16 protein-coding genes are annotated in these 13,288 nt (G+C 70.4%); 7 read left to right on the top strand and 9 right to left on the bottom strand.

The window, feature by feature from the left end; all coding sequences use genetic code 11:
• Position 1: 1 nt before the first annotated feature.
• Together IEW34_RS03445 and htpX are read right to left on the bottom strand one after the other, a co-directional pair.
• Entirely contained in the window at positions 2–1,390 is a 1,389-nt protein-coding gene (locus IEW34_RS03445; protein ID WP_188607696.1) for an RsmB/NOP family class I SAM-dependent RNA methyltransferase, read from the bottom strand.
• On the bottom strand, positions 1,381–2,319 hold the full coding sequence (gene htpX / locus IEW34_RS03440; protein WP_188607695.1) for a zinc metalloprotease HtpX: 939 nt from the start codon (positions 2,317–2,319) through the stop codon (positions 1,381–1,383). The genes IEW34_RS03445 and htpX overlap by 10 nt, the downstream gene beginning before the upstream one ends.
• 201 nt (positions 2,320–2,520) lie before the next feature.
• On the opposite strand from htpX, the gene IEW34_RS03435 reads away from it, so the two are divergent.
• Positions 2,521–2,751, top strand: a complete 231-nt coding sequence (locus tag IEW34_RS03435) for a DUF1674 domain-containing protein (protein ID WP_188607694.1) — start codon at positions 2,521–2,523, stop codon at positions 2,749–2,751.
• Positions 2,752–2,895: 144 nt separating this feature from the next.
• Entirely contained in the window at positions 2,896–4,230 is a 1,335-nt protein-coding gene (locus IEW34_RS03430) for a class I SAM-dependent methyltransferase (RefSeq protein WP_188607693.1), read from the top strand.
• Positions 4,231–4,297: 67 nt separating this feature from the next.
• Here the strand turns inward: IEW34_RS03430 and IEW34_RS03425 are convergent, their stop codons facing one another.
• Positions 4,298–5,179, bottom strand: a complete 882-nt coding sequence (locus tag IEW34_RS03425) for an NAD(P)-dependent oxidoreductase (protein ID WP_188607692.1) — start codon at positions 5,177–5,179, stop codon at positions 4,298–4,300.
• Positions 5,180–5,270: 91 nt separating this feature from the next.
• Positions 5,271–5,588 (bottom strand): DUF2853 family protein, encoded by a 318-nt coding sequence (locus IEW34_RS03420; RefSeq protein WP_188607691.1) that lies wholly within the window; start codon positions 5,586–5,588, stop codon positions 5,271–5,273.
• A gap of 274 nt (positions 5,589–5,862) precedes the next feature.
• Here IEW34_RS03420 and IEW34_RS03415 point away from each other — a divergent pair, with 274 nt between their 5' ends.
• Together IEW34_RS03415 and IEW34_RS03410 are read left to right on the top strand one after the other, a co-directional pair.
• Positions 5,863–6,528, top strand: a complete 666-nt coding sequence (locus tag IEW34_RS03415; protein ID WP_188607690.1) for a septation protein A — start codon at positions 5,863–5,865, stop codon at positions 6,526–6,528.
• 109 nt (positions 6,529–6,637) lie between these two features.
• Positions 6,638–7,246 (top strand): malonic semialdehyde reductase, encoded by a 609-nt coding sequence (locus tag IEW34_RS03410; protein ID WP_188607689.1) that lies wholly within the window; start codon positions 6,638–6,640, stop codon positions 7,244–7,246.
• 90 nt (positions 7,247–7,336) lie between these two features.
• On the opposite strand, the gene IEW34_RS03405 is transcribed toward IEW34_RS03410, so the two are convergent.
• Positions 7,337–8,212 carry an acyl-CoA thioesterase gene (locus IEW34_RS03405; RefSeq protein ID WP_188607688.1) on the bottom strand — a complete coding sequence of 292 codons (876 nt, stop codon included), beginning with the start codon at positions 8,210–8,212 and terminating at the stop codon, positions 7,337–7,339.
• Between the two features lie 199 nt (positions 8,213–8,411).
• Here IEW34_RS03405 and IEW34_RS03400 point away from each other — a divergent pair, with 199 nt between their 5' ends.
• Together IEW34_RS03400 and IEW34_RS03395 are read left to right on the top strand one after the other, a co-directional pair.
• On the top strand, positions 8,412–8,777 hold the full coding sequence (locus IEW34_RS03400; protein WP_188607687.1) for a nuclear transport factor 2 family protein: 366 nt from the start codon (positions 8,412–8,414) through the stop codon (positions 8,775–8,777).
• A gap of 83 nt (positions 8,778–8,860) precedes the next feature.
• Positions 8,861–9,262, top strand: coding sequence for a hypothetical protein (locus IEW34_RS03395; protein WP_188607686.1), 402 nt, complete (start codon positions 8,861–8,863; stop codon positions 9,260–9,262).
• A gap of 135 nt (positions 9,263–9,397) precedes the next feature.
• On the opposite strand, the gene IEW34_RS03390 is transcribed toward IEW34_RS03395, so the two are convergent.
• Positions 9,398–9,859 (bottom strand): DUF1178 family protein, encoded by a 462-nt coding sequence (locus IEW34_RS03390; protein ID WP_188607685.1) that lies wholly within the window; start codon positions 9,857–9,859, stop codon positions 9,398–9,400.
• 213 nt (positions 9,860–10,072) lie between these two features.
• Between IEW34_RS03390 and IEW34_RS03385 the strand changes: the two genes are divergently transcribed.
• Positions 10,073–10,933, top strand: a complete 861-nt coding sequence (locus IEW34_RS03385) for a hypothetical protein (RefSeq protein WP_188607684.1) — start codon at positions 10,073–10,075, stop codon at positions 10,931–10,933.
• 148 nt (positions 10,934–11,081) lie between these two features.
• Here the strand turns inward: IEW34_RS03385 and IEW34_RS03380 are convergent, their stop codons facing one another.
• From IEW34_RS03380 to IEW34_RS03370, 3 genes are all read right to left on the bottom strand, one after another.
• Complete coding sequence (locus IEW34_RS03380) at positions 11,082–11,942, bottom strand: carbon-nitrogen hydrolase family protein (protein ID WP_280516253.1); 861 nt, start codon at positions 11,940–11,942, stop codon at positions 11,082–11,084.
• 10 nt (positions 11,943–11,952) lie between these two features.
• A complete protein-coding gene (gene grxC, locus IEW34_RS03375) occupies positions 11,953–12,228 on the bottom strand; it encodes a glutaredoxin 3 (protein ID WP_188607683.1) in 276 nt (91 codons plus the stop codon).
• A 107-nt stretch (positions 12,229–12,335) separates the two neighbouring features.
• Positions 12,336–13,133, bottom strand: coding sequence for a ComF family protein (locus IEW34_RS03370; RefSeq protein ID WP_188607682.1), 798 nt, complete (start codon positions 13,131–13,133; stop codon positions 12,336–12,338).
• Positions 13,134–13,288 lie beyond the last annotated feature (155 nt).

The following is a 13,288-nucleotide window of genomic DNA, read 5'->3' as shown; positions in this document are numbered from 1 at the left end:
ATCAGCCGGCGCGTTGCAGGCGGGCCATGAAGAAGCCGTCGAGGCCCGACAGGCGAGGCTCGGCGTCTGGCAGCATGGACGGCAGGGTGCGCACGTCGCCCCGCGGGGTGATTGCGCCTGCAAGCGCGCCGAGCTCGTCCGCCGCGATCGGCAGCCGCTCGAGGCCGGGGGCGCGCGCCAGCAGCGCCTCGATCTGCCCCTCGCCTTCCTCGGGCTCCAGCGAACAGGTGGAGTAGACCAGCCGTCCACCGGGTCGCAGCAAGGAGACGGCCTTGTCGAGCAGCCTGCCCTGCAGCTCGACCAGGCTGGCGATGTCGCCAGGGCGCTTGACCCAGGCCACGTCCGGATGCCGGCGGATGGTTCCGGTGGCCGAGCAGGGCGCGTCGAGGAGGATGGCGTCGAAGGGGTCCGTCTCCAGCGCGAGAACGTCGGCGACGACCTGCTCGGGCGCCAGGCCGAGCCGCTCCATGTTGGCGGCGAGCCGCCCCATGCGCTCCGGCGAGCGGTCGACGGCGACGACGTGGGCACCCGCGGCAACGAGCTGGGCGGTCTTGCCGCCCGGTGCCGCGCACAGGTCGGCGACGCGCTCTCCGGCGCTGACGCCGAGCAGCCGCGCGGGCAGGGCGGCGGCGGCATCCTGCACCCACCACCGGCCTTCGTCGAAGCCGGGCAGCGCGACGACCGGCCGGCTGTCGCGCAGGCGCACCGTCGTGGTCGCGGCCGGCGGTCCGAGCGGCAGCACGACGGCGTCGAGTTGCTCGGCCCACGCGGCCGCATCGCCCACCACGCTGAGGTCCAACCCCGCTTCGTGGCGATGGGCCGCCGCGATGGCCCGGGCCTCGTCGGCGCCGTAGGCACCGGTCCAGCGCGTCGCGAGCCAGGCCGGCGTGTCGTGCGCCAGTGGATCGCCTTCCGCTTCGTCCCCTCCGCGCGGCAGCCGGCGCAGCACCGCGTTCACGAGGCCGGCGAAGGGGGCGGCGTTCCGGTCCGCCTTGGCCAGCGACACCGCGATGTCGACAACGGCGTGGTCGGGCACGTCGAGGTAGAGGATCTGCGCGGCGGCGGTCACCAGGATTGGCTCCAGGCTGCCGCATTTGCGCGGATAACCGCGCTCCAGCCGGCGACCCAGCAGCGCCCGGATCGATCCGAGGCGGCGCAGGGCGACGGTGGTGATGGCGCGGGCCAGTGCCCGATCGCGGTCGGCGAGCCCCTCGCTCGCTTCGGCCAGCGCGCCGTCGATGCCTTCGCCGCCACCGAGCACGGCGACGAGCGCTGCCACGGCAGCGCGGCGCGGCGCCACGCCCGCGCTCTCGGGCGGTCGCCGCGCGCTGGCCCCGCCGCGCGGGTCCGCTCCCCGCCGCCGCGGCGGCGCCCCCTGCCTCAGCCCCATGGGCCGGTCCGGCGCGACCACGGATTGCGCGGGGCGTTACCGATGAAGCCGCCGGGCTCGTGGCCGCCGATGGCCGGCGGCTTGCCCCAGGCCGCGGCGAGCGCTTCGAGCTGCGCGATCCGGTTGGCGGTGGATGGGTGGGTGGAGAACAGATTGTCCATGCCGCGTCCGGACAGAGGGTTGATGATGAACATGGGCGCCGTCGCCGGGTGGGCTTCGGCCCGCTCGTCGGGGATCTGCGCGACGCTGCGCTCGATCTTGACCAGCGCCGAGGCAAGCGCGCCCGGTTCGCCGCAGATCTCCGCACCGATGCGATCCGCTTCGTACTCCCGCGAGCGGCTGATCGCCATCTGTATGATCATGGCCGCGAGCGGCGCGACGACCGCCAGCAGGATCGATCCGATCAGGCCGGGTCCGTTGCCCTCCCGGTTGCTGCCGCCGAAGAACATGCCGAATTGGGCGATGGATGAAATGGCGCCCGCAACGGAGGCGGCGATCGTCATCGTCAGCGTGTCGTGGTTGCGAATGTGGGCCAACTCGTGGGCCATGACGCCGGCGAGCTCTTCGCGCGTCAGCGCGTGCATGAGGCCCGTTGTCGCGGCGACCGCCGCGTTCCGCGGATTGCGCCCGGTGGCGAAGGCGTTGGGCTGCGGGCTGTCGATCAGGTAAACCCGCGGCGGCGGCAGCCCGGCTCGGCGCGCCAGGTCGTGCACCAGGCCCACGAGCGCCGGCGCGCTCGTGCTATCGACCTCTTGAGCGTCGTGCGCGGCGAGCGCCAGGCGGTCGGAGTTCCAGTAGGTGAAGAGGTTCATGGCGATGGCGATGGCGAGCGCGATCACCATGCCGGTGGTGCCGCCCAGAAGCAGGCCGACCACGCCGAACAGGGCGGTGAGGGCCGCCAGCAGCAGGCCGGTCTTCACGTAGTTCATCACGTCCTCCGCAGGCCCGGGAGCGGCTGGCATCCGCTCGCGCGAAGCGCCGGCTCCCCATTCCCGGGCTTTGTCCCGCCGTCCGCCGCCGGGCCGCGCGTCTCGCACCGGGATTGTCCCGCACCTATGTGGGGGGCATAGGCAGGTCGCCGCAAGCATGATGTGCGGCCCGTCCAGGCCCGAGACGAGGAGTTCGCCAGCTTGAAGCCCGTACCGCAGCCACCGCCCGCCGCGGCGACCGAGCCAGGGGTGCCGAACCAGGTGCTGAGCCCCGCTGCGCAGCGCGCGCTGGCCGAGGCGGCCGAGCGGCGCAGTGCCCTCGACCGGAAGGCCGAGGAACTGGCGAGCGCCCGGGAGGTCGCCGGCCGCGGCGGCCCCGACCCGGTCCGCTACGACGACTGGGAGGTCCGGGGCATCGCCAGCGACTTCTGAGCCCGCGCCGGGACCGCCTGGCCCACGTTCGGTTGCCTTGGGGTTGACGCTCGCCGTCCGAGCGGGTTGAAAGCCGGCTGCGCCGTAGCTGGCCCGCCGGTCGCGGACGAGCCCGCATGCGGGCGCCGGGTGAAGGAAGTTGCCATGGCAGACAAGCGGCTCGCGACGCTCAAGAAGCTGCTCGCCCATGTCCACAAGGAGATGGGGCTGGAGTTTGGCTTCTACCTGTGGGACGGCTCGACCGTGCCGGCGACGCTCGCCCCGGGCGCGCTCGGGGTCTGGCTCGGTGACGAGGGCGCCGTCGCATCGCTGATCCGCCGGCCCAATGCCGAGACGCTGTCCAACCTGTGGGCATCCGGGCGCCTCGACATCCGCAACGGCACCATCTTCGACATGGTCGAGAAGAAGCCGAAGGTCCGCACCCGCGACTTCCGCAAGAGCCTCAACCGCCTGCTGGCGCTCCGCACCGCCAGCAAGTTCCTGTTCGTGTCGCGCGGCGGACCCTGGCCGCTGGAGGAGATCTCCGAGGAGAAGCCGAGCTCGGGCGACGCCGCCGAGAACAAGAAGAATATCGGCTACCACTACGACGTCTCGAATGCCTTCTACGAGCTCTGGCTCGATCCGGAGATGGTCTACACCTGCTCCTACTATACCGATTGGGACAACAGCCTGGCACAATCGCAGCTCGACAAGCTGGAGATGGTCTGCCGCCGGCTGCGGCTGAAGCCCGGCGAGAGCGTGCTCGACATGGGCTGTGGCTGGGGCGCCTTCTCGATCTACGCGGCAAAGCATTACGGCGTGAAGACCTACGGGGTGACGCTGTCGGAGCAGCAGGTCGCCTACGCCAACGACAAGATCAAGCGGCTCGGCCTCTCCGACCAGTGCACGATCGAGCTCAAGGACTTCGCCCACGTCGAAGGCCACGATCGCTTCGACAAGGTGGCGGCCATCGGCATGATCGAGCATGTCGGACTTGCCAATTTCCCAACCTATTTCGGCACCGTGCACCGGGTGCTGAAGCCGGGCGGCCTGTTCCTGCACCACGGCATCGTGCGCCCCGGCAAGCATGCCACCAAGAAAAAGAAGCGGGCCGAGTTTGCGGCGCTGACCAAATACATCTTCCCGGGCGGCGAGCTCGATTCGATCAGCGGCAACCTGACGGCTCTCGAGCGCCACGGCTTCGAGGTGCACGACGTGGAAGGCTGGCGCGAGCATTACATGCGCACCTGCCGCCAATGGCACGACCGGCTCTACGAGAACCGCGAGGCGGCGATCCGCGAGGTCGGCGAGGTGAAGTACCGCATCTGGCTCATGTATCTCGGCGCCTGCTCGATCTCGTTCGACCGCAACAACGTCGGCCTCTACCAGACGCTGGCGTCCAAGCGCGTGCGCGGTTCGGTCGGCCTGCCGCCGTCCCGTGCCGACCTGTACCGCGAGCCCTGGCAATACAAGGGCCGAGCCCCCGACCAAGCTTCATAGCCAGGCGCGAGCCGGACCCATCGATCGGCGCCGAAGAACACGTGCGCCGAACGCGCGCAGGCCGCCCTCAGCCGTCCTGCCCCGCGCGCCGGGCGGCGACCTTGGCCAAAGCAGCGAAGTCGCGGGCGCCGTCACCCTGGGCGATCGCATCGACCAGCTGGTCGCGCAACACGCTTGCGAACGGCATCGGCGCATGGACGGCCTCGGAGGCGGCGAGCGCCAGCTTTATATCCTTGAGGCCGAGGCTCAGGGCGAAGGCGGCCGGCTCGTAGCTGCCGGCGGCAATGAGGGCGCCGTAGTTCTTGTAGACGGGCGCTGCGAACAGCGTGCCGGTAAGCATGTCCAGCAGATCGGCCGCCGCGACGCCATGGCCGCGGGCCAGGGCCGTGGCCTCGGCCATGGCCTCGATGGCGGAGCCAAGCATGAAGTTCCCGGCGATCTTGACCACGTTGGCGCGGTAGGGCTCGTCTCCGAACGGCCAGGTCCTCTGGCCGATCGCGTCGAGCAGCGGCTGCACGGCCGCGAGCGCTTCGGGCGCGCCGGCCGCTACCACGTGGAGCTTGCCGGCGGCGGCCACGTCAGGGCGGCCGAAGACGGGGGCGGCCACATAGCCGACGCCGCTGGCGCGGTGGATCTGCGTGAGCTCGCGGGCAAGGTCGACCGAGATCGTCGCCAGGTTGACGTGGACCGGTGGCTTGCCGCTCCCCGCCGCGGCCGCCAGCGCGCCGCTGTCGAGCACCACCGACCGTACCGCCTCGTCGTTGGCGAGCATCGAGAGGACCGCGTCACCGGCGAATGCGTCGGTCACCTGCGCCACGAGGACGGCACCATCCGGCGCCGCGCCCGGGCGCGGCGAGCGGTTCCACACCCGCACCCGGTGGCCGGCCGCCACCAGGTTGGCGGCGATGCCGCGTCCCATAGTGCCCAATCCGATGAAGCCGACCTCCATGGCGGTCTCCGTTCGAAGGCTGTGACCGCCCCAGGCATCAGGGCGATTCCGCATTCCACTGGCACCAAGCTCAAGTGCCGGCGCGCCGGCGTCAGCCGGCGACGGCGTCCAGCTTGCCGAAGCGCTCCGCCAGCAGATAGTAGAACGTCAGGCGCGACTTGGTGCGGTCCGCCTTCATGGCCTTGCAGGTCTCCTCGACGGCGGTGTCGAGATCGGGGCCCGACAGGCCGAGCTTCTTCTTGAGGAAGTTCTCGCGCACCCGCTCACGCTCGCCCGCGTCGTCGCAGGCTACATAGCGGGAATCGGGCTTGCTCAGCACGAGCCGGTAAGTCTTCAACAGACCGGCGACGGCCGCTTCGTTGACCGGGCCCTTGGCATATTTCTTCACGTCGTCGAGGTGTTCGGTCATCGCTACTCCCCCAGAGCATTTCGATCCGGTCAAAATGATCATTGCAGCGGATAGAACTGCTCCAACGTCTTGAACACGGAGCGCTTCTCTTGCGATCGGGATGATTCCACCCACTCCCGAAGCGCTCCCACGGCAAGCGATTCTATCATTTTCCGGTGTCTTCGTCACCTATTGCCACGCGTAAGCTTGGAACGCTCGGCCTGTGATCGGCCGCCCCCGGCTAGGACCGGGCGTCGTGGTTGACGCCGCCTCTACCGCAGGGCACAGAGCCGCAGTGTCGAACGCCGCCCACCGCCTCAACCCGCTGCTGAAGTTCGTCCTCGAGCTCGGGCCCCTGGGCGTGCTACTGCTGGCCAACGCCCGCCCGGCCCTGTTCACTCCGCTTCTCGGCCCGCTGCTGCCGACGAACCTGGCGGCCGACCAGCTCGGCATCTTCACCGCCACCGCTGCCTTCATGATCGCGACCCTCGTGGCGCTGGCAATCCACTACGCGCTGGTGCGGCAGCTGCCGATCATGCCGCTGGTGTCCGGCGTCGCCGTGCTGATCTTCGGCACGCTCACGCTGGTGCTCAAGGACGAGCTGTTCATCAAGCTGAAGCCGACGATCGTGAACTGCCTGTTCGGCACAGCTCTGCTGGGCGGCCTGGCGTTCCGGCGGCCGCTGCTGCCGGTGCTGTTCGATGCGGTGCTGCGGCTGACGGACGAAGGGTGGCGCAAGCTGACCTTGCGCTGGGGCATTTTCTTCTTCGTGCTGGCGGCGCTGAACGAGATCGTCTGGCGCACGCAGTCGAACGACGTTTGGCTCAGCTTCAAGTCGCTCGGGGTGATGCCGCTGACGATCGTCTTCGCCCTGGCGCAGACGCCGCTGCTGATGCGCTACGCCGCGCCGGAGGGCGTCGAGCCGGAGCAGCCCAAGCACCCGGATTCGCTGGTCGAGTGAGCGCAGCCGGCGCCGCGCGCGCCGTGCTGCCCCGCCGATTTCGCGCTTGCGGCATACGCTGCCATCCTCCACGACGGGTCCGAGCCGTTCCGACTGGAGTGCAGACGCGATGACCACCCAAACCTCCGCCCCCGGCCAACTGGACGAGGCCGCGCTCGATCTCGTCTTCCGTAATGCCCGCACACACAACGGCTGGCTGGACAAGCCGGTGCCGGAGGCGCTGCTGCGTCAGGCGGTCGATCTGGCCAAGATGGGCCCTACGAGCGCCAACGCCTCGCCGCTGCGCCTGGTGTTCGTGCGCTCCCCGGAGGCGAAGGAGCGGCTGAGGCCGGCGTTGTCGGCGGGCAACCTCGAGAAGACCATGGCCGCGCCGGTCACCGCCATCGTCGCCTACGACACGCAGTTCCACGAGCTGCTGCCGCGGCTCTTTCCCCACGCCGACGCGCGGGCCTGGTTCGCCGGCAACGCGGCGCTGATCGAGGAGACCGCCTTCCGCAACGGTTCGCTCCAGGGCGCCTACCTGATCCTGGCGCTGCGCGCGGTGGGGCTCGACACCGGTGCGATGTCGGGCTTCGACAAGGCCCAGGTGGACGCAGCCTTCTTCGCCGGCACCAGCGCGAAGTCCAACTTCCTCGTCAACATCGGCTACGGCGACGAGAGCAAGCTGTTCGCCCGCAGCCCGCGCCTCGACTACGACGAGATCGCCACCACGCTCTGACCCCGACGGCCGGCCCGGCACGGTCCAGCCGTCACTTGCGTCCCGACCGGACGGATTCGTCCGATCGGAATGCGCCTGAGCAAAGCCGTCTCAGGCCGCCGGCGGGTCGCGGTAGTAGACGATCTGGTGGGTGCTGACGAACAGCGTGCCGTCGGCGCCCCACAGTTCGGCCGACTGGTCGTGGAAGCCGCGGTCGAAGACGCGGCTGTCCGCCCGGGCCCGCAGCGGCTCGCTGCCCTGACGCGTCAGATCCGCCTCGGTGGCATGGAAGAAGATGCTCATCGACACCGTGCCGGCGGGCACGAGCGCGCCGCGCACCACGAAGATGCGGGCGAAGAAGGTGTCGGCCAGCGCCGCCAGCGCCACGAAATCAAGCGGCCGCGGCGGCGCGTCGGCAATCCAGAGTTCCTGCGCCGCCGGCAGGGGCTCGACGCGCGGAACCCGGCCGAGCGGCTGGAGCTGCGCGAAGCGGAAATCGTAGTTGCGCAGCCAAGCGGAGCCCGCCAGATGCGACGGGAACGGCACCAGGCTCTCGCGCGGCGGCAGTGCCGGCGGCGTGGCCGGGGCGTGCGCGAAGGTCTCCGGACGGGCGCCGAACACGGCGGTGGCCGTGGTGGAAGGCGGCTCGCCGTCCTGCGTGATTTCGAGCGACCAGTGCTGCGTGGAGCGGTTGGTCCGGGCCAGCCGAGGGGTGATGCGGAAGGCACCTTCCGCCACCGGCGCGCAATAGTTCACGGTGAGCGAAACGGGGCTGCCCTGGCGCCGCGGGTGGTCCAGCAGCGCCCGCATCAGACAGGCGGCGGTGACCCCGCCGAACGGCCCGGTGAAGTTCCAGTAGGCCGTGCTGGTGTGGCCCTCGTAACTGCCGTCCGGCCGCGCGGTGAGCTGCGTCGCCGCATCGAGCGGGTGCGGGACCCCGGCTGCCGGTCGGTCGAGGTCCACAGGGGTGGGTTCGGTCAGGCTCATCGGTCTTCCTGGGATAGGTGACGACACGGTCCGTCGATCGGCTTACCGACCGCGAAAGAGGGCTCCAGGCCGGGCAAGCTCATTGGAACGATGAACGCTCCGCCAGGCCATTACCGGCCACGTAATCGACGCCGCGCGGCCGCCGCGCATGATGGGCTCAGGCGCTGGCCGATCAGCCGCCGCAGCAAGGAGCTCAGCCATGACCGACACGACCGCGATTGTCGACCGCTACATCGACATGTGGAACGAGACCGACGATGGCCGCCGCCGGGCGATCATCAGCAGGACCTGGACCGACGAGGCGAGCTATCGCGACCCGATGATGAGCGGCGACGGCCCGGATGGCATCGACGCGATGGTACGCGGCGTGCAGGAGCGCTTTCCCGGCTACCGCTTCCGCCGCGTCGGCGCCATCGACCAGGTAGGCGACGCCCTGCGCTTCAGCTGGCAGCTGGCGCCGGAGGCTGGCGACGCGCTCGCCGGTGGCACCGATTTCGGCGTGCTGGCCGCCGACGGCCGCTTCAGGGCGATGACCGGCTTCCTCGATCAGGCGCCGGCGGCGTGATCGCCGCGGCCAAACCGATACTCTAGCCCCCTGCCGTGGCGCCGGCCGAGACCGCGGGCCGCGCAGGGACAAGGACAGACACCATGCATATGATTGTGCCCTCCGCCTTCCTCCGCCGCATCCTCATGGTCAACGCTTTGTCCTGCGCGGGCCTCGGCGTACTGCTGTTCGGGCTCGGCGGCCTGCTCGAGCCGCTGCTCGGCATTCCGGCCTGGCTGAGCCAGCCCCTGGGCCTCAGCCTGGTCTGCTTCGCCGGCATGGTGGGGCTCGTCGAGGTGCAGGAGCGGGTCCCGCCGGCTCTGGTCTGGGCGATCATCGCCGTCAACGCGGTCTGGGCGGTGGATTGCGTCGTCGCGCTGGCGGCGGGATGGATCACCCCGACGCCGCTCGGCGTCGCCTTCGTGCTAGCGCAGGCCGTCTGGGTCGCCGTCGCCGCCGAGGTGCTGGCGCTCGGCCTCACTCGAACGCCGGCGCAGCCGGCGTAACGCGCCCCGGTCGCCCGACGGCCCTCTCGACGACCATGGCCGGGCTCAGCCTGGCCATGTGTCGTTCCGGTTCTCACGACGATGGATGATCGCGCTTGACCCGACCATCCATCCGCGCCAGGCCAAAGCGGCGGGCTAGTTGCGGTCCTCCGGCAGGATCGGCACCGGCAGCACCTCGATGCCTTCGTCGATCAGCGCCGCGATCTCGTGCAGCGGCGCTTCGCCGCGGATGGCCCGCTTCTCGATCTCGCCCGCGTGCATGGCCCGCGCCTCGTTGGGGAAGCGGCTGCCCACGTCGTCGGAATGCGACTCCACGTAGTGGCGGACGGCCCGCATCATGGCGCGGAGCTCGCGCTCCTTGTCGCTCATCAGCGCCACCGGCGCCGCGCCCGTGGCGGGCGTTTGCGCTGCGGACGCCTCCGGAGCTGGGTTACCGCGCGCGAGCGCCGGGGCCATGATGGACTTGCTCACCTTGGCCGAGCCGCAGGCAGGGCAGCTCACCAGCCCGGCTTCGACCTGCGCCGAGAACGCCTCGCTGTCGCGAAACCAGCTCTCGAAACTATGCTCTGCCTCGCACACCAGCGAATAGCGAATCATATCGGGACGATCTCCTCGTCGTCGCAGGGTCTCATTCCATCCGTATGCAGGAGGCCGCCTCCTGCCGGACATCTCCATCGTCGCCCTGTCGAATATATGTGGCCGGATCGGGCTCGATTCACGTCCGCCCTCGAAAACGATGCCGCGACGGCCGGGGCGTGCCGGCGGTGCAATTCCGAGACGGGCTCCCGCACCAGGCGCGAAAGGATCGACATGATCGAAGTTATGGACGCCGTCAACGCGCCCGGCGCCGTGATCAACGAGGACCGCATCGGCCACCGGACGGCGGGCACGCCGGCCGCCTGGGTCATCGACGGGGCGACCGGCGTCGCAGAGCGGGAGCACGTGCTCGGCGGGCCGGGCAGCGACGCGGCGTGGCTGGCGCAGACCGCCTGTGCCCTGCTCGTTAGGCGCGATCCGGGCGCGATGCTGGTGCAGGACTATTTCGCCGCCGTCATCGCCGAGATTCGGGCCGCCTACGCCGCCGCCGTGCCCAACCTCGCGGCGCTGCCCGCCTACGCCCTGCCGTCTGCCACGATCACCTGGATGCGGCCGGTGCCCGGCGCCATCGAGTTCGCCTATCAGGGCGACTGCACGGCGGTGGTCGTCGTCGGCGGCGTGGCGCGCGTCGTCGGCATCCGCGCACCGGGCTCGTGGGAAGCGCTGATCGACGAGCGCGACCGCGCGAAACTCGCCCGGCAGAGCGACGACAAGGCGCGCATCGCCGCCGTCATCGACGAACTGAGGGGAGCCCGCTCCCGGCTGAACCAGCCCGGCGGCTACTGGATGCTGGGCATCGAGCCGGCGGCGGCGAGCGGCATCGCCGTCGAGCGCGTGCCGTTGGCGGGGGAGGCGACGGTGCTGCTGGCGTCGGACGGCCTGTGGCGACTGGTCGATGCCTTCCGCCTCTACGATGCCTCCGGCCTGGTTCAGGCGGCCCGCGCCAGAGGCTTAGCGGCCCTGCTGGCGGAACTGCGGCAGGTGGAGACGGAGGATTCAGCCGGCACGCGGGCGCCGCGCGTCAAGGAGCACGACGACGCCAGCGGCATGCTGCTCAGAGTATTGGGCCGATAGAGCATTTCCGCGTTTCTTCGAATCGCCGAAGTTCTCTATCTGTTTGATTTCATCGCATTTTCTTCCCGCGAACCGGCGTCCACTTCGCTCGAAACGCACTAGACCAGAAGCGTCGCACGCAAAAAGTCCGATCGGCGACGCGGGTGCCTCACGCCTCGGCCACTTCGGACATCACCGTGCCTGCGTGCCGAACCTTCACCGGCCGCGTGTGCTGGAGCGAAGGGATGCGCTGGCGCGCCTCGGCGACCGCGGCCGGGTCGATTTCGGCCAGGATCACCCCGGGCTCGGTGCCGCCTTCGGCCAGCACGCGACCCCACGGGTCGACGATCAGCGAGTGGCCATAGGTCTCGCGCCCGTCCGCGTGCAGCCCGCCCTGCGCCGCGGACAGGATGAAGGCGCCGTTCTCGATGGCGCGTGCCCGTTGCAGCACGTGCCAGTGCGCCTCCCCGGTCTGCCGCGTGAAGCAGGCCGGCGCGGTGAGGACGGCGGCGCCGGCGGCGGCGAGCGCCCGGTAAAGATAGGGAAAGCGCAGGTCGTAGCAGATGGTGACGCCGAGGGCGCCGATCGGCGACGCCACGACCGGGGCTTCGGCACCCCCGACGTAGGTCGCCGATTCGCGCCAGCTCTCGCCGCCGGGCAGGTCGACGTCGAATAGGTGGATCTTGGTGTAGGTGGCGACGATATCGCCGGCGGCGTCGACGACGAATGCGCGATTGGCCACCTTGTCGCCGTCCTTCAGCGCCAGCGAGCCGATGTGGACCATGAGGCCACGGGCGCGCGCGACGTCGCGGACCGCGGCGATCAGCGGATCGTCGGCCTCGCTGCGGATGTTCTCCATCAGGCTGCGGCGCGAGCGCTCCACCAGCCCGGTCATCTCGGGCGTCTGCACATAGGTCGCGCCGGCATCGGCCGCCTGGCGGATCAGCGCCACCGCATCATCGCGATTGACTGCGGGGTCGCGGCCCGAGCGCATCTGCACACAGGCGGCGACGACAGGAGCGGGGGACACCGGCCCGTCCTCAGCCGGCCACATTCGCCCCACCGGCGAGCAGCGGGTCGAGCTCGCCGCGGCCGTCGAGGGCGTAGAGATCGTCGCAGCCGCCCACATGGCGGTCGCCGATGAAGATCTGCGGAACGGTGCTGGCGCCGTTGGATCGCTGGATCATGACCGCGCGCTCGTCGGGCTTGCCGGTGATCTCGATCTCGTCGAAGGCGACCCCCTTGCGGCCCAGCAGCTCCTTGGCAGCCGAGCAATAGGGGCACCAGGACTTGGTATAGATGGTGACGGGCGCCAACGCGTGTCTCCTTTGCAGTCGCTCATCATCATATAGGCCGGCTTGGCCGCGCCGCTATCTTTGATCTGCGCCGCGAAGGCGCTCCGCGCCGGCACGCATGCGCCGGTTCACACGCCGTCGCGGACCACGCGGGCGAAGGTCAGCACGTCCACCGCTACGGCACCGCCGCGCAGCAGGGCCCGAGCGGCGGCGTTGACGGTCGCGCCGGTCGTCAGCACGTCGTCGAGCAGGATGGCGCGTCGACCTTCGAGCCGCGGCCTGGCCTCATCCGGCACGCCGAAGGCGCCCTGCAGGTTGGCGCCGCGCTCAGCACGGGTGAGGCCCACCTGGGCGCGCGTGCGCTTGCGCCGCACCAGCACCGCAGGATCGCTCGCCACCCCGGTGAGACGGCTGACCACGGCGGCGAGCAAGGCGGCCTGATTGAAGCGACGCGACCACAGGCGCAATCGGTGAAGCGGCACGGGGACGATGAGGTCGGCGTCGGCGACGAGCTCGCGCCCGGCGCTGGCCATCAAGCGGCCGAGCAGGCGGGCGAGCTCGGGCCGGTCGTTGTACTTGAGCTCGTGCAGCAGGTCGCGGGCGATGCCGTCGTAGCGTGCCGCGGCGCGGGCGCGCGCGAATACCGGCGGGTCGGCGATCGCCGCCGGCGATAGCAGCGGCCCCCCGTAGTCGACCGCGAAAGGCGTGCCAAGGCGCTCGCAATAGGGCCGCTCGATGAAGGCGAGGCCGCCCCAGCACGCGGCGCATAGCGCATGCGGCTCCGCCGTGGCGCCGCGGCAATGCACGCAGGCTGGCGGATAGACGAGATCGAGCGCGCCGCGGCCGGTACCGATGAGGACGGCCGCCGCGCGCGCCAGCGCTGCCCGAGCCGCGGGGCGCGACCTGGGCGCCTCATCGACCGGCATGCGGCCGTGTCCCCCGTGCTGCGCGTTCGAGCCTCATTGAACCCGCCATCGCCGATGGCCTAACTTACAGGAAAACCGGACTGCGTCCTCTACGCAGTCGGCGTAGGCTTGATCGAGGATCGGAGCTGCCGCTCCGCGTCGCTCGGCGTGTCGGC

Source organism: Chelatococcus reniformis (assembly GCF_014640075.1).
In the GTDB taxonomy this organism is placed as follows: domain Bacteria; phylum Pseudomonadota; class Alphaproteobacteria; order Rhizobiales; family Beijerinckiaceae; genus Camelimonas; species Camelimonas reniformis.
This window is presented reverse-complemented; position numbering and strand designations above follow the sequence as displayed.

Coding starts and splice junctions, on each gene's coding strand:
- IEW34_RS03445 (WP_188607696.1), bottom strand. CDS start 1,390: ATGGGGCTGAGGCAGGGGGCGCCGCCGCGGCGGCGGGGAGCGGACCCG.
- htpX (WP_188607695.1), bottom strand. CDS start 2,319: ATGAACTACGTGAAGACCGGCCTGCTGCTGGCGGCCCTCACCGCCCTG.
- IEW34_RS03430 (WP_188607693.1), top strand. CDS start 2,896: ATGGCAGACAAGCGGCTCGCGACGCTCAAGAAGCTGCTCGCCCATGTC.
- IEW34_RS03425 (WP_188607692.1), bottom strand. CDS start 5,179: ATGGAGGTCGGCTTCATCGGATTGGGCACTATGGGACGCGGCATCGCC.
- IEW34_RS03420 (WP_188607691.1), bottom strand. CDS start 5,588: ATGACCGAACACCTCGACGACGTGAAGAAATATGCCAAGGGCCCGGTC.
- IEW34_RS03410 (WP_188607689.1), top strand. CDS start 6,638: ATGACCACCCAAACCTCCGCCCCCGGCCAACTGGACGAGGCCGCGCTC.
- IEW34_RS03405 (WP_188607688.1), bottom strand. CDS start 8,212: ATGAGCCTGACCGAACCCACCCCTGTGGACCTCGACCGACCGGCAGCC.
- IEW34_RS03400 (WP_188607687.1), top strand. CDS start 8,412: ATGACCGACACGACCGCGATTGTCGACCGCTACATCGACATGTGGAAC.
- IEW34_RS03395 (WP_188607686.1), top strand. CDS start 8,861: ATGCATATGATTGTGCCCTCCGCCTTCCTCCGCCGCATCCTCATGGTC.
- IEW34_RS03390 (WP_188607685.1), bottom strand. CDS start 9,859: ATGATTCGCTATTCGCTGGTGTGCGAGGCAGAGCATAGTTTCGAGAGC.
- IEW34_RS03385 (WP_188607684.1), top strand. CDS start 10,073: ATGATCGAAGTTATGGACGCCGTCAACGCGCCCGGCGCCGTGATCAAC.
- IEW34_RS03370 (WP_188607682.1), bottom strand. CDS start 13,133: ATGCCGGTCGATGAGGCGCCCAGGTCGCGCCCCGCGGCTCGGGCAGCG.